This is a genomic window from Novipirellula artificiosorum (assembly GCF_007860135.1).
Classification (GTDB): domain Bacteria; phylum Planctomycetota; class Planctomycetia; order Pirellulales; family Pirellulaceae; genus Novipirellula_A; species Novipirellula_A artificiosorum.
The window spans coordinates 520,088-537,316 of sequence record NZ_SJPV01000001.1; the positions used below are offsets into that span (position 1 = coordinate 520,088).

At 56.1% G+C, this 17,229-nt stretch carries 12 protein-coding genes; 6 read left to right on the top strand and 6 right to left on the bottom strand.

All coding sequences use genetic code 11. The features are described from left to right. Positions 1–264: 264 nt before the first annotated feature. The 4 genes from Poly41_RS01730 (at position 265) to Poly41_RS01745 (ending at position 5,118) form a co-directional block, all read left to right on the top strand. On the top strand, positions 265–528 hold the full coding sequence (locus tag Poly41_RS01730) for a MazG nucleotide pyrophosphohydrolase domain-containing protein (RefSeq protein WP_146524925.1): 264 nt from the start codon (positions 265–267) through the stop codon (positions 526–528). Positions 529–673: 145 nt separating this feature from the next. Next, the gene (locus tag Poly41_RS01735; protein ID WP_146524191.1) at positions 674–2,890 is read left to right on the top strand and encodes a hypothetical protein; all 2,217 of its coding nucleotides are present in this window, start codon (positions 674–676) and stop codon (positions 2,888–2,890) included. 52 nt (positions 2,891–2,942) lie between these two features. Continuing rightward, a complete protein-coding gene (locus Poly41_RS01740) occupies positions 2,943–3,881 on the top strand; it encodes an ABC transporter ATP-binding protein (RefSeq protein WP_146524192.1) in 939 nt (312 codons plus the stop codon). Between the two features lie 319 nt (positions 3,882–4,200). Further along, a complete protein-coding gene (locus tag Poly41_RS01745) occupies positions 4,201–5,118 on the top strand; it encodes an aldo/keto reductase (protein WP_146524193.1) in 918 nt (305 codons plus the stop codon). Positions 5,119–5,226: 108 nt separating this feature from the next. Here Poly41_RS01745 and Poly41_RS01750 read toward each other — a convergent pair whose 3' ends face one another. The 3 genes from Poly41_RS01750 to Poly41_RS01760 form a co-directional block, all read right to left on the bottom strand. Further along, positions 5,227–6,570: a Gfo/Idh/MocA family protein gene (locus Poly41_RS01750; RefSeq protein WP_146524194.1), complete on the bottom strand. Its 1,344-nt coding sequence runs from the start codon at positions 6,568–6,570 to the stop codon at positions 5,227–5,229. Positions 6,571–6,693: 123 nt separating this feature from the next. After that, positions 6,694–7,731, bottom strand: a complete 1,038-nt coding sequence (gene holA / locus Poly41_RS01755; RefSeq protein ID WP_146524195.1) for a DNA polymerase III subunit delta — start codon at positions 7,729–7,731, stop codon at positions 6,694–6,696. A 139-nt stretch (positions 7,732–7,870) separates the two neighbouring features. Next, the gene (locus Poly41_RS01760; protein ID WP_146524196.1) at positions 7,871–10,090 is read right to left on the bottom strand and encodes a hypothetical protein; all 2,220 of its coding nucleotides are present in this window, start codon (positions 10,088–10,090) and stop codon (positions 7,871–7,873) included. Positions 10,091–10,202: 112 nt separating this feature from the next. On the opposite strand from Poly41_RS01760, the gene mnmG reads away from it, so the two are divergent. Continuing rightward, positions 10,203–12,065: a tRNA uridine-5-carboxymethylaminomethyl(34) synthesis enzyme MnmG gene (mnmG, locus tag Poly41_RS01765; RefSeq protein ID WP_146524197.1), complete on the top strand. Its 1,863-nt coding sequence runs from the start codon at positions 10,203–10,205 to the stop codon at positions 12,063–12,065. Here mnmG and ppk2 read toward each other — a convergent pair. After that, positions 12,046–12,912, bottom strand: coding sequence for a polyphosphate kinase 2 (gene ppk2 / locus Poly41_RS01770; protein WP_146524198.1), 867 nt, complete (start codon positions 12,910–12,912; stop codon positions 12,046–12,048). The genes mnmG and ppk2 overlap by 20 nt on opposite strands. 666 nt (positions 12,913–13,578) lie before the next feature. Between ppk2 and Poly41_RS01775 the strand changes: the two genes are divergently transcribed. Beyond that, positions 13,579–14,883 carry an MFS transporter gene (locus Poly41_RS01775; protein WP_197230998.1) on the top strand — a complete coding sequence of 435 codons (1,305 nt, stop codon included), beginning with the start codon at positions 13,579–13,581 and terminating at the stop codon, positions 14,881–14,883. Positions 14,884–14,916: 33 nt separating this feature from the next. Here the strand turns inward: Poly41_RS01775 and Poly41_RS01780 are convergent, their stop codons facing one another. Both Poly41_RS01780 and Poly41_RS01785 read right to left on the bottom strand, forming a co-directional pair. Then, positions 14,917–16,425, bottom strand: a complete 1,509-nt coding sequence (locus tag Poly41_RS01780; protein ID WP_146524200.1) for a hypothetical protein — start codon at positions 16,423–16,425, stop codon at positions 14,917–14,919. Positions 16,426–16,445: 20 nt separating this feature from the next. Beyond that, positions 16,446–16,916 (bottom strand): hypothetical protein, encoded by a 471-nt coding sequence (locus Poly41_RS01785; protein WP_197230999.1) that lies wholly within the window; start codon positions 16,914–16,916, stop codon positions 16,446–16,448. Positions 16,917–17,229 lie beyond the last annotated feature (313 nt).

Below are 17,229 nucleotides of genomic sequence, written 5' to 3' on the forward strand. Positions count from 1 at the left end.
ACCTAATAAAATGAGGGAAACAATGGGAACCAAACGGATGCTAACACTGTAATTGTTATACGGTGGCGACGGCAGTCCCAACGCTGCGGTTTATCCGAATCAGCCTGTCCACCTCACCAATCCCCTCAATTTGGCTACAATCCTCCTGCGTTTGTCTCTCATTTCCGTCCTCTCCCCTGTTTTGAACCCTTGAACGCTTCACCCGAGAAACCGCCCACCCCCAAAGAACTGTCGATCGCAGATCTGCAGCGTCATATTCGTGAGATGTACTACCAAAAAGACATCACCCGAGGCGTTGATGGCACGTTCATGTGGTTGATGGAGGAGATCGGCGAGTTGGCTTCGGCGCTGCGTGGGGACGACCGAGAGAACTTGGCCGAGGAATTCGCTGACGTGATCGCCTGGTTGGCGACGATTGCGAATGTCGCGGAAGTGGATCTGAATGCGGCATTGGTGGCAAAATATGGATCCGGTTGCCCCGGATGTAACCGACTGGTCTGCGAATGTCCCAACTCGGAAAAACCGTGATTTTTTGCACCTCTTCCCTGGTCTGCCCTCCGAACAAGTGACCTGTACGGGCCCACGACCTGTACGGGCCCACGACCTGAACGGGCCCGTGACCTGAACGGGCCCGCGACCTTATCGCCGAACCGGCAAGATAGAAAACGTCCTCATGATTCAACCCTTCGCGTCTCGATGGCTATTGTTTGTCTGCGGGATCAGCTTGGCATGCTGTTTTTGCAAGAGTGCGTCCGCGCAAGTTCAATCCACGGACGCAATCACGGTTGGCATCGAAGGCCATTTCCGTGTGGGGTGCTGGACGGGAATCCACGGTGAATCCGACCAGCCGGAGATTCTTCAGGTTGTCACCGAGGACGGTGATGGCGTCACCGTTGCTTATGTCCAACCAACCAGCCGCCCCAAAGGGTCATCATGGTCGTACGCGATTCCCGGCAGCGAAGAGGCCCCGTTGGGGATCGAATTTTCGGACGGTCAACGTATCACGACGCGGTTTCCGACCCTCGGATCTCCATCGCGGGGTCCTTCCCAAGTTCCGCTCGGGATGCCTTGGGTGATCTCGATCGGCGATCCGCTTGGCGTTGATCAAATGGGAGCCAATGCGTTGTTGCGTCGGGATGCAACGATTGCCGTTTCCATTCCAAAGTCTGCTGCGGGGCTGCCGGATTCGGAACTCGGCTACGACGGCGTCGACTTGATCATGATCGGAGGCTCTGGGACGAAACTGTTGGCCGCGATGAGCCCGTCGCAGCGAACCGCAATGGAAACATGGATGGTTCGTGGGGGTCGTGTCTTGTTGATGCTTGGGAAATCGTTACCGGAACTTCAACAAGCCGCACCTTGGCTGTTGGATTTGATTCCGGCGGCGAAAGGAACGATTGAAAACGATTGGACGACTGTCCAGATCGATCCGTCAGCCATCGAAACCTTCACGGCAACACAAACGCCGCTCCAACCCTTTGCCGGAGCGAAGCTGCCCAAAGGTGTCGGCGACAGCATCATTAACGGCCGAACAACACGCCGAGTGAGCACGCCGGTGGCGGCGGAATATGTCGTCGGCCTAGGAAAGATCACCGCCCTGGCTGCGGATTTGGATCAAGCACCGTTTGTCGATTGGCCCCAGCGGCTCGATTTGATCACTCAGCTTACTGGCAAGCGATTGTCTTCGGAGGTGATGCCGACGTCGGCTCTGAATCGCTCTACCGCCTACGACGACTTGGCCGGCCAGATGCGGGCGACCCTCGATCACTTTCCAACACAGCGACGGTTTCGTTTCTCGATCGTTTCCCTGATCTTATTGGGGCTGATTACACTTGTCGGGCCGCTGGACTATTTCGTCGTCAACCGATTACTTGGCAAACCGCTGCTAGGCTGGCTCACGTTCCCCGCAATGGCGATCGGGATTGCAGCCTTCTTGATCCTACAAGCAAACCCAATGACCGAATCCACGACCACAGCCCTCGGTGGTGATGCGATCTCGGATTCGCCCAGGATCCCTGTCAACCGAATCGAATGGGTTGATCTTGATTCGAAAAATCAACTCGGACGTTCTTTTGCCTGGGCATCGATCTATTCGCACGATGCAAATCTTCTCGACATCACGAGCGCAGCGGGCCCTTCGTTGGGCCAATTGTCCAAGAGCGTCTCTGCGATGTTGACGATTCCGTACGGGTTCCCTGGGCGATCCTTCGGAGCGATCCAGGTCACCGGCGAAAACGAACGACTGCCAACCTATCAGGTTTCGCTTGTCTCCGAGGCGGGGACGACCAGCAGTGAGATACGAGGCGTGCCGCTCGCGCCACGCAGCAGCAAGTCGATCGCGAGCCAGATCCGTTTCACGCCGAATATCGCAGACGATCTGGTAATGCATCGCCGTGGAGGAAGTGAATTGCTCGAAGGTGAATTAGAAAACCCGCTGCCAGTCGATTTGCTCAACGGCATCTTGATCTACCGCAACTGGGCTTACTTGCTGCCAACGCGATTCCCCGCCGGCGGGCGAATTGAATCGATCGATTCCCTTCGTCAAAAGAACTTTCGTTGGCAGTTGTCGCGGCAAAAAGCCCTGGAAAGCTCAACCGAGACGCAAGCATGGGACGCTGCGTTGACCGACGACCCCGAACGGATCGCGGAGATACTGATGTTCCATGAAGTGGTCGGCGGCGCTCAATACACGACTCTAAAAGATCAAGTTTTGACTCCGTTAGACCTCAGCCATGTCTTGACGGACGAACGCTGCATCTTGATCGGCCGACTGGCTAGCCCGTTGACGCAGCTAGCGACATCCAATCATGGATCCACCGCGGAGTTGGCCGAGCAAACACTGACTCTTGTGCGGATCATTATCCCAGTGGAAAGCAAGCGGCGATATTAGCGTTTGATGCCTTCCCACCCCTTCCCATTTGAAACAAGCGACAAAAAAACTGGTGATTAAGACAGTTGATTTAACCAAGAAGTACGGTGATGCTTTTGCCATCAAAGGCATTGACTTGGACCTCCAGGCTGGCGACCTATTTGGCTTCATCGGCCCCAATGGTGCCGGCAAGACCACGACCATGCGAATCATCGCAACGCTGCTGGAACCTTCTTGGGGCGAAGCCTATGTATGCGACCACAGCGTCCACACACACCCCAAAGAAATCCGCCGTTTGGTCGGATACATGCCCGACTTTTTCGGTGTCTACGATGATATGACCGTCGTCGAATACCTGGAATTCTTCGCGGCAGCTTACCGAATCAACGGTAAACAGCGTGAGAACCGAGTCAACGAAATGCTGGATGTCGTCGACTTGGATTTCAAACGGGATGCCTTTGCCAATACGCTCTCACGAGGCCAAACGCAGCGACTCGGGCTGGCACGTACGCTGCTTCACGATCCTCAGGTGCTTCTGCTTGATGAGCCGCTATCCGGATTGGACCCACGCGCTCGGATTGAGATGCGAAATCTGCTTCGCAAACTTGGCGAAATGGGAAAGACGATTATCGTCAGCAGCCATATCCTGCCCGAGTTGGCGGACGTCTGTAACAAGGTGGGGATCATTGATCGTGGCGAGCTCAAACAGAACGCGATGGTTACCGAGATCATCAAGATGGTCCGCGAGCATACAGTGCTGGTCATTCAAACCGCCAACCGCGAACAGCTCGACAAAGTGGCACCGTTGCTCGACGGTCACGAGAAAGTGCAAGGAACCGAACCCGGCGATGATTCCATTCGCGTGGTTTTAAAGGCAGGCGTGGAAGAATACAGCGACTTGCCGCGACAGTTGATCGAAAACGGCATCGATCTGCGCCGGTTCAGCGAGGAACAACTCGATTTAGAATCCGCCTTCATGGCGCTGACTCAAGGCACCAGCCGGCGGATGTGAACCCTCAACCGAACGAGGAAACGCCCGCGATCGTGGCGGCGTCTCGGTTCGTTGCTCCCAACGCGATTGCCGTTTGCCTCTGCTCTCTTGCTCGATGGACCGGGTCGAGACGACGGAACGTGGTCGGTGAATCACCATTTCCGCTGGAAATAACCAAAAAAGCGGATGTGACTCCAAGATTTGAGGACAGGATGTTGGGCGTTGGTTCGCAGAACAGTATAATTGCGGACATCCTATCAACCTAAATGGCAACCGTAGCGGATGTCCGTTGGGTGTGAACCACCTTTGTCTTGCATTTTTCTCGAGGGAGATCAAATCCATGGTCCAAGTGAATCGTCGACAGATTTTGGGAGCCGGTGCGGCTGCAGCGACCGTCCTTGGAAGCTCCGCGCAGGCCGTCCCCCTCGACTCCGCGGACGTTCCGCCCCCGCCACAGATTCAACTTGGCAATACTGGGATTACGATGTCGCGTATCGGCCAAGGGACCGGAGTCCACGGCGGCAAGCGACAATCGGACCAAACACGGATGGGATTCGATGACTTGGTTGCGCTGTTCCATCATTCTTACGAACGTGGGATCACCTTCTTCGATCTTGCCGACCTGTACGGAACCCATGTCTATTTTCGCGAGGCGCTGCGGACCATCCCGCGCGAAAAGGTGACGATCATGTCAAAGATGTGGTGGCGCTATGACGGGCCTGAAAACGCAACCAAAGCACCGCATCGTAAGGAGATCGTGCGCAGCACCTTGGAAAGATTCCGCCATGAAATCGATACGGACTATCTTGACATCGTGCTGTTGCACTGCGAAACGACCCGCAACTGGGACGAGCAACTTAAGCCTTACATGGATGAATTGGCCGCCGCAAAAGAGAAAAAACAAGTTCGCGCCGTGGGCGTTTCTTGTCACGACTTCGGCGCGTTGGAGACGGCTGCCGAGTGCCCCTGGGTCGATGTCGTGCTTGCACGCATCAATCGCAAAGGTGGCAAGGCCGCCAAGATGGACGGGACAACCGAGGAAGTATCGGCTCTGCTACAAAAAATGAAAGACAACGGCAAAGCCGTTCTCGGTATGAAAATCTTTGGCGAAGGCACACTTGTCGATCAAAAAGAGGAGTGCATCCAGTTCGCTCAGGGACTCACAGCGATCGACGCGATGACGATCGGGTTCCAAAAGAAAGAGGAAATCGACGAAGTGCTGCAGTTGATCCACAAGTATCCTGCCCAACAAGCTTAACGTCAGGCAAACATAACGTCGGGCAAATGGCGACGACGCGCCGGAAGGCTGCGAGTCATTTCGACTGGCAACCTTCCCGGACAACCCACGACGGGCAACGTCCAGCCGCTAGACGGAGTCGGCTGTCGGATGGACATAGGGCGCGCGATACACCCGCGCCAAACGTTGGTTCGCTTCGACATCGTCGACGACTTTACCTTGCTCGGCATCCCAAGTCAGACTGCGACCGATTCGCATCGACAGGTTCGCCATGATGCAGCAGGCACTGGAAATGTGCCCCTGTTCAATATCCGCGACCGGACGCGTTTTCTGTTGCCGTGCGGCCAGAAAATTCTTCATATGCCGGCGCGTTGCCGGCGCGGCAAAGACTTCCGTTTCCTTGTGCTGAAGGTCCTCGGGATACTGGTCACTCTCGTCCACCCAATCGCCATGGACCGATTCCCCTCCATTCTTGGGGATGAAATCATAATTGCGAACACTGAGCTTCAAGGTTCCTTTGTCCCCATACAGCGTGGCACCCCACGGGTATTCCGGATCAGGGTTGGCGCCCCAATTGCGTTGGTTCCACACGATCTGGGTTTCGCCAAAATCGAACAGCGCCGTCTGAGTGTCGTGCAACCCGCCGCCCGGAACCGGTTGACGAATTAACCTGCCACCGGATGCCGAGATGCTCTTGGGCCACCCCAAGCCAAGGAAGTAACGAACGGTGTCAAAAAAGTGAACACAAAGGTCGCCCGTTTGACCGTTACTGAATTCGATACAATCGCGCCACGATCGCGGATGGATGCCTGGATTGTAATCTCGCCACGAAGCCGGGCCCACGTATTGCTCCCAATCCAGGTTCGATGGCGGCGCTTGGACGGGCGGAAAATCACGACGGCCGCCAAAGTAACTATGAATATCGACATAGGCAATTTTGCCCAGCAGCCCCGACTCGATGAATCGATCCCGTGCTTCGAGCAGATGGGGTGTGCTGCGTCGCTGCAGCCCCACCTGGACCGTCCGATCATACTTACGAGCGGCCGCAACCATGGCTTGGCCTTCGACAACATCGAAACTGATCGGCTTTTGCACGTAAACGTCTGCTCCCGATTTGCAGGCTTCAATCATCGGCAAACAATGCCAATGGTCTGGCGTTCCGACCAACACAATCTCGGGTTTTTGCTGACTTAACAACTCGCGATAGTCACCGAACACCGCTGGCTTCTTGCCGGAGGGTTGACGGCCCGACACCAGCTCGGCTGCCTCATTGACCAATTGTCGATCAACATCGCACAAGCCAACGACATCGACGGGGGCGACTTGCATCAGATGAAACAGGTCGGTTTTTCCGTACCAGCCGGTACCAATCAAACCCACCCGAAGCGGCGTATCCGTAGCAGCAGCAAATGCCTTCGTTTGGATGGCTGCCGCTGTCAGCCCAGCAGCTTTACAAAAATCTCGTCGACGCATGAAGTAGGCTCCGCAAGAATCGGGGAAGGGGGGACGTAGGAGAGCGACGTCCTTCCATTGTAACGGCCGGAGGCAGCGGAATGTGGATCACCCTTCAGCGATTTTCGCCTGAAAACGCCAGCCTCAGCCTGACTTCGCCATGCGCATCACCAACTGCTCAAGCAAAAACCGATCGCGACCCTCAGCGCTGTGAGTTCCCTTCAAACGCAGATCGGCATCGAGCAGCCATGGCAACAACTGTTTTCCACGAGCGCGGCCGAGTCCTCGCAGCTGCTTCTTGGCTTGCTGAATTTCCGACGGGCGGTTGATGCCGGCGGCAGCTAAGGCATCCTCCAACTGGACCGACCGTCCTTCCCGTTCACGATGTTCGACCACCGCGGTCGCCATCCCAAGCCGACGAAGCGACCATGCGATCTGCGGCAATAACGCGATCGGACGCTGGCCACCACTCATCAATTTGTCGAGCTGACGCATCGCTTCGGCGGCATCACCCGAGGCGATCGCGTCGGTGATTTGCCAAACCGTTTTGCCTTGCCATCCCGCTACAACATCGCGAACAAGGGGCTCATCGATCACCTCGCCGGGGCCCCGATAAAGTGCCAGTTTTGCAATCTCGGTCTCCAGCATCCCGATCTCATCACCGATCATTTCGACCAATGCATCCGCGGCGTCCGCAGCCAGCACGGCTTGGTGGCGTTTGGCCACATAGCCACACAAGAACTTTCGGCGGGTCGTCGCTGTGATGCCCAACTTCTTATCGCTCGTCGACGTGCATGCGACCACCAAATGATCACCGGCAATCGCTTTGTAGAGCCGCGTGTTGGAAGCCAACGACGACAAATCCAACAAGAAACGATTCGAAGTCCCCGGTTTCGAGACATACTTTTCGAGTTCGGGGCGATGGTTGGAAACAAACTTGTCGGCATCGCGAACAATGATCGACCGTTTTCCATCGAAATCAAACAACGATGCCGTTGCCAAATCGTCTCGCAAATCCGCCCAGCGAACCACATCCCCATCAAACGATGTCACGTCACCATCGGCGCTTAACGCCGCAAGGACCCACGACCGAAGCGTGGTGTCCGAACCGTAAACGGCCGCAACCGCGGGAAGCTCGGCGGGTGGTTTCGAAAGTAGGTCGAAGGCAGTTTGGATGGCCATAGCAGAAACAACGAACGGCGAAGTGCAGGCGACAAAGACACCAAAAAGACTATCGCGATCCGCGACACCTATCTAGCCCGGTTAGCCAGCGAGTCTCGCCCGGTTAGCCAACGAGTGCGGGTGTTCTGCACGAGCCGCTCTACTTAAACGTCGCTCGGGGGCGTCCCGCGGTTTGTTCGTTCTCCGCTGGCGGAGCAAAACCGCTGATCGGCTGGAATCCGCGAATTCTGGCTCGGGGGGCCAAACCTTGAGCATCAATCGGGCGATCCAGCACATAGGACCCCATATTCCCGGCACCGTCGGTTGCATCAATTCGCAAATACAATTGTCGCGGCAACCTCGGGTCCGCAGGCCAGACATGATCACCCTGATTGCGAAGGCCCGCGGCGATCGTCGTCCAAGGCCCATCCACGCGATCGCTGAAGGACAACGTGATCGGACGAGCCATCAAGTTCGCATCTGCACATTCATAACGAATCACGAGCGAACCGACACGGTCACCTTCGCCATACTGGGCGCCAGTGATTCGAACCTGCGGTGCACTCTTATCGACCACGACAACGATATCGGGGTCCTCACCCGCAAGTGGCCGAGGACTCGCAAGCCCGGTGGAGCTGACGACGACGATACAGAAACCAAACACACCTTCCTCTTTGGTTTCGATATCGAAGGGACTCAGTTTATCAGGGTCTTGACCCCATAGCTTCCAAGTTTGCCCACCATCGGTGCTGCCGTAAAGCTCCACCGAATCGACACCACGACTGCCGACAGCCTCCAATTCATACTCGAGACTAAAACGATTGGAATTGCTGTAGCGTGTCGGAACGCGCTCGGCGAACAGGGTGGGATCAAGCGATTTGGGCGGCGATGACGCAGGGCGATTTGCACCGTAGCGAGTACGGGGATCAGGCGACGGAGAAGATTCCGGTAAACGCGTGGCTGGTGTCACATAAGGCGAACGGGAAACAGGCGGGGCAGGACGAATCGGCCTCGCGTTGTCCAGCGGCCGCATCGCTTCGGCTGCCGATTGAGGCCTCGCCGCCTGCGTGCTCGGCACTGCAGATGCCGTTGGGTTCAGGGAAGGAACCACATACGGAGCGGTCGATGGTTCAGCGGATGCCGATGCATTCGGTATCGCCACCGGAGGCAACGGAGACGCCAACGCATTGGGCGAAAACGATGGCGTTTGATAGCCAGGCGACACTTGCGGTGGATTCAATCCAAAACCGTTGCCAACCTGTTCCGCTGTGGCGGGTGGCGGCAGCTCGACCGCAGAGCTGGATGCCGTGTAGCGGGGAACCGCCGAAAATTGATAACTCGGTGGCGTCGGCGGAACGGTCCCCGGTCGCTGAGCATTCGCCGGGACACGGGAGAAGTCGGCCAGATTCGTACCGCGAAGGCGGCTCAACGGATTAGCAGCCACATGAGGAACATTGTAGTCGGCCGTGCGATAGAGGCTTGTTTCGCTCTCCTCCACGGCGGAGGTTTTGTACCGATCGAGCTTGATCACCGGACTGGTCGACGTGTCATTGGGGTCCGATAAGGCGGGCCGAACATACAAATCGGATCCCGTATGGATTCGATATTGGACCGGGGTCGCGACGATCCCCGCCGAGTTGGTGCTGCCAACTCGGCCGCGTGATCGCTCTACCCGAATCGCGAACGTCGGCATGGCGGTGACCGCCATCCGAGGCCGCTGCAATTGCTTGGTCGCGGTCGCGTGGTTGCCAGCGGAATCGACGGCTCGGACATGCACCGACAATTGTCGCCAATCATGATCGGGAAGGAACGAAAAACGCTCGGCGGTTTCACCCGGTTTGGGTGCCCAATCTTGCCACTGACTGTCGACATCGGTTGCATAATAAACTCGCGTTTCGGTGATCGCGGTCAAATCGCGAATCGACAATCGGCAGGCGATCGTTCCATCGGCCTCGGCGTCTGCCTGCAAATCGATCACTGGCTTGGTCGTGTCGACCAAGACTCTCAGCTGAGCGTCGACCGATCCGCCAACGGCAACGTCGTCATCGGCCGCCTGCGGCAACTCAATGGTTTCGGTTGCGAACCAGAATTCGCCATCGTCCTTGCAAACAAAGGCAAATTCGCGGATGCTACTGGGCTTGGTATCGGCGAGCTGCCACGGCTGGTTAGGTCCTCGACGAACGTACAATCGGACCGAGGTCGTCGTGGACGGTGTGGCGTTGACGTTGAAGGGAATTCGGAACGTTCGGGTGCCAAGCACAACGCTGGGGCTTTTTTTCGGTTCGTCAGCGGTTGCCAAGGATAGCGAAAGTAGCATCAACGCAAGCATTGCCAAGTTGGGCGCGGCGGCAACGGAAATCGCTTTTTTGGCGATACACATTTTGTCGATCAAGCCCCAAACAAAAGAAATACGGAAGTCTGCACTACGTCCTTCTCGGCTTCGACCTGTCCCCAAGCGGATCTTGAAGCTATTACCCCCGCGACAGGAAACCATGACTCAAAGCTCTTATCATTACGACGTTCTTGTCATTGGTGCCGGTCATGCGGGCACCGAAGCGGCTGCCGCGGCCGCTCGTCTTGGTGCCAAAACGGCACTACTGACCTCCAACCTCGACACGGTTGGCCAAATGTCGTGCAACCCCGCAATCGGAGGAGTCGCCAAGGGGCAAATTGTTCGCGAAGTCGATGCCTTGGGCGGATTGATGGGCCATGCGATCGACGCCACCGGCATCCAATTCCGTCTCTTGAATTGTCGCAAAGGCCCGGCCATGCATAGCCCCCGCGCTCAGGCCGACAAGAAGGCCTACCAGGCTTACATCAAACACCAAATCGAACAACAACAGAACTTGGATCTCCGCCAAGAAACGGTGATCGACCTGTTGACTGAAAACGTTGAAGGACAGACTCGCGTTCGCGGCGTTTCGGTCGTCGGCGATGCTTTGTTTGTTGCACCCACCGTCATCCTCACAACCGGAACGTTTCTCAAAGCGATCATGCACACCGGCGAGGCCCAAACCGCCGGGGGCAGGGCAGGGGAGGGAACCACCAGCGGAATCAGCGGCGCGCTGGCTCGACTTGGCTTTGAAGTCGAACGTTTCAAAACGGGGACGCCAGCCCGACTCAATGCCAAGTCGATTGACTATCGCAATCTGGAGCGACAACCGGGCGACGAGAAGCCGCAACCGTTTTCGTTCCTGACGGAATCACTCGACAGCTCCGATCAACTTCCTTGTCACATCGCCCACACCAACCACGCCGTCCATGAATTGATCCGCGCCAACTTAAAACGCGCGCCGATGTACAGCGGCCAAATCAATTCCACCGGCCCGAGGTATTGTCCGTCGATCGAGGATAAGGTTGTTCGCTTCGCCGATAAAACCTCGCACCAGTTGTTCCTCGAACCCGAAGGTCGCAACACCGGCGAAGTGTACGTCAACGGTATCTCGACCAGTCTACCGCGTGATGTTCAGGATCAGATGTTTGCGATGATCGAGGGGCTTCAGCACGCGCAGATCATGCGTTACGGTTACGCCGTCGAGTACGATTTTTGCCCCCCGACACAGCTTTGGGCCTCGATGGAATCAAAGCGAGTCGCAGGCCTCTTCTTGGCTGGACAAATCAACGGGACCACCGGTTATGAAGAGGCCGCCGGTCAGGGGTTGATCGCCGGACTGAACGCCGCGAGAAAAGTCGCTGGCAAAGAAGCCTGGGTCCCCACGCGAGACCAAGCTTACATCGGCGTCCTGGTCGATGATCTGGTCACCGCCGGCACCGACGAACCCTACCGCATGTTCACCAGCCGGGCCGAATACCGGTTGCTGCTTCGTCAAGACAATGCGGACCGCCGGCTGACCGGGGTCGCGGATGAACTCGGCTTGATTGACGCCGCGCGGCGCGAACGCTTCCAAACCAAACTGGATCAAATGGCACGAGCCAATCAATTGCTCAAAGCGGCACGATGCGACAAGATTCCCGGCGATGTATTTCTTCGTCGCAGCGAAGTCGATTGGGATGAAATGTGCCGACGCGTCGAAGGCCTCGGTCGGATTGACGCCGAAGCGGCCCAGCAAGTGCTGTACGACACCAAGTACGAAGGCTACGTCACCCGGCAAAAGATGGAGGTAGAAAAGCAGCATCGTTTGGCCAGCAAACGAATTCCAGCAACGTTCGACTACGACGCCATCGGTCCTTTGCGACACGAAGCACGCGAAAAACTCAATCGAGTCCGGCCGCTCAATCTGGACCAAGCCAAGCGTATCAGTGGTGTCACCCCCGCTGACCTAGCACTGGTCCTCACGCGTCTGGAAGGCAAAAAAAGCAACCTTGATCAGCGGATTACCAAACCTCAGGAATGAAAGTTTGATCCTCAAGAGGTGGACGAAGGTAGCCACCTTCAATGGGACGCGGTGGAAGCTTCGGCGGAGTCGGTGTCAAGTCTTTATAAGGAATCATGCTGAGCAAATGCGTGATACAATTGAGCCGAGCCGTTTTCTTAACATCCGCCTTGACCACGTACCACGGTGCTTGCTTGATGTCCGTGTGAGCGAACATCGTATCTTTCGCCTTGGAATACTCGATCCAGCGAGAACGGGATTCGACGTCCATAGGACTCAGCTTCCAACTCCGCGTTGGATCCTTCATTCGCTTCTGAAACCGCACCTCCTGTTCTTCATCACTTACCGAGAACCAATACTTGATCACGGTAATCCCAGAGCGAACCAACATGCGTTCAAATTCGGGGCATGAGCGAAGAAATTCATGGTATTCCGGGTCCGTGCAAAAACCCATGACGTGTTCGACGCCGGCTCGGTTGTACCAACTGCGGTCCATCAACACGAGTTCACCTGCCGTGGGCAGATGGGCAACGTAACGTTGAAAATACCAACTCGTCTTCTCTCTTTCGGTGGGTCGCCCTAACGCGACCACGCGACAGATTCGCGGGTTCAGACACTGAGTGATTCGCTTGATCACGCCACCCTTTCCGGCAGCATCACGTCCCTCGAAGATCACGACTACCCTCAAACCTTCGTGCTTGATCCACTCTTGCATCTTCACGAGTTCAACATGCAAGTGGGCAAGTTCTCTGTTGTAGGTTTTGTTGTCAATTCGATGTTTCTTCGCCTTCACGTCCCCCGAGCCGTTTACAAACGAACCGGCACCGGTATGTTCGACGTGCTTCTTTTTCTTGTCATTCGATTTCATAAGAGTGCCGTTGGAGTTGGGCAACAACCGGAACCACGCAAATCGACCCGTTGGTTGCATCCCAGAACGAATCGCCAAAGTTACTATTGTACAGATTAAAACGTCAGCTTGCGTGCTGCGAGCAGCGAATCGTGGAGCGGTCAACAGGGGGTGGCTACCGACTCAATCATGAAACGTGACCTGAGTTTCCGATGCGATACCACTTGCGGCACGAACCTGAAGCGTGGCCGCTCCGGACTTCCCAGGAATGCTACGTAAGACGGCGACAGCCTTTCCGTAGAACAGCGGATGCGTCGAGTCGGTAAAAGAATCGGCCCCATCGAATCACCGTTGGCAACGCCGGCAATGGCCCAGTCATGTGGCAAATCAACACGCTGCCAAGCTGAGTCATCGAAGTCGGTTTCAAACGCTCCGTCCTGGTCGCCTTTGGCAAACCGTCAACCAAAATTGAAACCACTGGACCAAGCAACGCTTGGCGACAAACGCAGGGCAAGTCAAAAAAGCCGAGTCAGGGCTTGAAGCGAGAGTGGTTTCATCATGCTGACCGACCGCTGGGATGACAGCAAGGGGTCCGCCATCGTTGTACTCTTTGTCGGATATCGCTACGCTCCAGCTTTCTAGCACAGCAGCTTGGCGAACACACGCAGCAACAGGATGACAACCTCGATGAATTCCGATGCCACAACACAGCGATCGGTATTGATTCGGTTGTCCGTGATGATGTTCTTGCAGTTCTTCGCAATGGGAGCTTGGTATGTCTCCGCCACCGGATTCATGCTTCGCGGAGACATCCAAATGGACGGACTCGTCTTTGCGGTTTACTCGGTTGGGCCGCTCGCGGCGATCTTCTCTCCCTTCTTTGTGGGGCTGATCGCCGACCGCTTCCTTCCCACACAGATCGCGCTGGCGATTCTATTTGTCATCAGTGGTCTGCTGCTGTTGGTCGCACCCTCGATGGCGTCCCCCTTTAGCGTCACGCCCGCTCCGGACCAACATTGGCTTCTGGAACGACTCACGATCCTGTGGCAGTCCTTACGCCATCCGTTTGTGCTCACGCTACTGGTGCATATGCTCTGCTTCATGCCGACGATTGCTTTGACAGCGAGCATATCATTTCAACACTTAGGCAATCGCGAGAAGGAATTTCCGATCGTTCGCGTGTTGGGAACGGTGGGCTGGATCTGCGGCAATGTGGCAATCAGCCTGTTGCCAGGAAAGGACGCATCCGCGTTGCAGTTTGGGTTGGCCGGAGGATCGGCATGCGGGCTTGGGCTTTACTGCTTCACCCTGCCGCATTCGCCTCCACCAAGAGCCGGAAAACGTGTTACGTTTGGTGAGATTATTGGGCTCGACTCATTGAAGTTGTTTCGCAGCCCCGCGTTTGCTCTCTTCATGGTCGCCGCATTCTTGCTGAGCATTCCCCAAGTCGGCTATGCCGCATTCGCTCGATCCTTTGTCGAAGCATCGGGCGTCACTCCGTTTGGAAGCGCGACCTTCGCGCTGGCTTTTGGCCAAGCGAGTGAAATCTTCTTTATGCTCGTGATGCCGCTTTGTTTTGCTCGACTGGGGATCAAATGGATGATGTCGATCGGCATGACCGCGTGGGTCGTCCGCTATGCTTTGTTTGCGATCGCCGCAGAGAGTCACAGTGTCTGGATGATTTTTGGCGGCATCGTGTTACATGGCATCTGCTTTGGATTCTTCTTTGTGACGGGAATGATCTACGTCGATCGAAAAGCCCCTCCCGCAATTCGAAACCAAGCCCAAGGCTTCTTTGTCTTGGTCACTCAGGGACTCGGCATGTTTGTCGGAGCGCAGGTGTTCGGTGGATTGGAGGTTTATGCCATGCGCGATGGTACGATGGATTGGAAAACGCTGTGGATGGCCCCGGCTTTGTTTTCCGCTGCCGTCACCGTCGGATTCATCCTGCTGTTTTGGGACAGGCCCACTCGAAAAACGGAATCCGCGTGACATCGAAAAAGAAGGGTGCGTTCCCCGCGACGATTATTTGATCTCAAACGCGATGTTTGACTGACCGTACTTTTTGCCTTCGATATCTTCCATGGTGAGTTGCAAACGGTATTTGCCCTCCGCCAAGTTCTGAGGCAGGTGCATTTGATAGGCGATGAAGTAATCACGCAGGTAGTTTGCCGAAATCTGTTGGTCGGCTGGCAACAATTGGCTCGCGACCTTTTGGTTTTCGGAGTTCAAGACGTCGTAACTTCCTTGCAGATGGGTTTGAAATCCATTCTCCACTTTCTTGGCGACAAAGTTCTCCACTTCGCAGTACAAAATGACCTGCTGCCCTGGCTGGAACTGCGTGGTTGGGAACGGTTTGGTTTGCCCGTACGCCATGATCTCGGTACAGAATGCCAGCGATCGCACTTCAAGCGAATCCGTCGCGGCGGCGAGGTACTTCGTCGCTTCACGAAGCTGGGGCAATGCAGAACTAAAACGTCGGCTTTGAACGGGATGCCCTTCGGGATCCACCATGGTCCAAAGGCCCAAGAGTTGATGCCTCAGGTATTCCTGTTCCTTGTCGGTCATCCCTTCGATTCTCTCGACGGCCGCATCGGGATTGCCAGCTAACACCATCAAATGCCTCGCGGTAATCAATCGTCGAGCATGCTCGGCATCCGACTCGCCGTCAACGGGCATCGCAATTCGTTTCAGCAACGCTTCATAAAGCGTTTTGTCCGACAACGAATCAATACTCGCAGCGGCTTCCGTTGCCGTCGGTGACTGCATCGACGCGGTCGAGACCATCCGAGGATCGTCCTGGCGGCGCGTGGCCGACACCGGTTTGATCGCCTCGGGTTTGGATTCTAGTTTCGTGTCCGTGATGGTGGTCACAACAACTTCTTCGAGATCCGAGGCAGCGTTCTGTGCGGCGATGGCTTCGGCTGTGTCTTCGGCGAAGACATCCTTGGTGGGTGTTTCTTCGGCTGGCATCGCGAGTCGTTTCAATGGCGCGCTGGCCGGTTCGTTTTTCGCGGGCGGCAGCTGGTGTTCGTGCTTCAGTGACTTGGCGAGGGCTTGATCGAGTGGCGCCGGTTGCGCCGTCGATTCCACATGATGATTCGCTAAGGCGTTCCATTGACGCAGCGCCAGCTCTTTGACCTCCGGTGACATCCCCTCAAGCTGCTCCAACAGTTCCTGTTTCGACATTCCTTCTGCAGCGTCGGCCCTTGCTTCGGCCGCGTTCGCTTGCTTGGTCGATACAGGCAGCTTTTGGGTTCGCGCAAGGGGTGCTTCGTCGGTGTGGGAAACCTGCCGAATCAGCGATTCCTCCTCGGGATCTGTCGCTTCCGCACTACCAAACACCGACCCCGCTCTCGGTTTCGCGGTCGCCAAACGCTGGCGTGGGGCTTCGACGTCGGATAACTCTGCACTTTCGTGCCGGGTTACTTGGAACAAACTACCAATCGTCCGTGGTGAACGACAACCCACAACACCGATGACCACTGAAATCAGCGCCAACGAAATCCGTTTCGAGGGGCGAGAGAGCATCATTGCCTCGCAAATATCCGTAATCAGTTCAAAAACAGGAAGGACAGACAGCGACCGTACAAAATGGCCCCACACCGAGACAACGCCAAAGTGGGCGAAAAAAACCCCTTTGCGAGTGAATCGGTGATCGGCGTGATTCGGTCATCATCGCGCAGTGCGAAGAAACCCCAGCAAACCGCGGGAACCAGCCGCCCAGCAAGCTTCTCGTGCAGGATAATCGCAGCCATCCAGATCAGGACAAGCCGCCCCATCGGATAGCCCCGAATTGGAATCCCAATCGACGTAGCGATCAAAGGACCCGTTGTTATCGCGAGGATGCCAAGAATCCAAGGAAGCGATTGACGATCCCAATTGCGGATCGCGAGATAGTTTCTGCATTGAGGGCAAGAGCCGAACGGAAATGCAAAGCGAAGGAATTCGACTTGGGTTCTGCAAATCGGACACAGCTGCCGTTGATCCTCGCTTGTGGTCGCCGGCGGTGAATACGGATTCATTTTGCGAAGTCCGCTTGCATGGGGTCTGGGTGCCGGTCAACCGGATCACGGCCACGATCACGCGGGGCGGGACGTGTGATCAACCACTTGATAACCGCGAGCATCGTTTTGTTCCGTCTTTCTACGGCCAGCGGCTTGACGACCGAGGACGCTCGCGCGAGATCTATCGTACCAAGCCTGTGCCACCCGAAAAGCCATCGCCCCGCCGCGAGAAAGGGCGAACCACAGAGAACACGGAGAAAGCACAGAGCATCTGCTCTGTGTTCCTCTGTGCCTCTGTGCCTCTGTGTTTCAATTGTCCGCGCAACCCGTT

Coding starts and splice junctions, on each gene's coding strand:
- Poly41_RS01780 (WP_146524200.1), bottom strand. CDS start 16,425: ATGATGCTCTCTCGCCCCTCGAAACGGATTTCGTTGGCGCTGATTTCA.
- ppk2 (WP_146524198.1), bottom strand. CDS start 12,912: ATGAAATCGAATGACAAGAAAAAGAAGCACGTCGAACATACCGGTGCC.
- mnmG (WP_146524197.1), top strand. CDS start 10,203: ATGACTCAAAGCTCTTATCATTACGACGTTCTTGTCATTGGTGCCGGT.
- Poly41_RS01735 (WP_146524191.1), top strand. CDS start 674: ATGATTCAACCCTTCGCGTCTCGATGGCTATTGTTTGTCTGCGGGATC.
- Poly41_RS01750 (WP_146524194.1), bottom strand. CDS start 6,570: ATGCGTCGACGAGATTTTTGTAAAGCTGCTGGGCTGACAGCGGCAGCC.
- Poly41_RS01730 (WP_146524925.1), top strand. CDS start 265: ATGTACTACCAAAAAGACATCACCCGAGGCGTTGATGGCACGTTCATG.
- Poly41_RS01745 (WP_146524193.1), top strand. CDS start 4,201: ATGGTCCAAGTGAATCGTCGACAGATTTTGGGAGCCGGTGCGGCTGCA.
- Poly41_RS01760 (WP_146524196.1), bottom strand. CDS start 10,090: ATGTGTATCGCCAAAAAAGCGATTTCCGTTGCCGCCGCGCCCAACTTG.
- Poly41_RS01785 (WP_197230999.1), bottom strand. CDS start 16,916: ATGAATCCGTATTCACCGCCGGCGACCACAAGCGAGGATCAACGGCAG.
- holA (WP_146524195.1), bottom strand. CDS start 7,731: ATGGCCATCCAAACTGCCTTCGACCTACTTTCGAAACCACCCGCCGAG.
- Poly41_RS01775 (WP_197230998.1), top strand. CDS start 13,579: ATGAATTCCGATGCCACAACACAGCGATCGGTATTGATTCGGTTGTCC.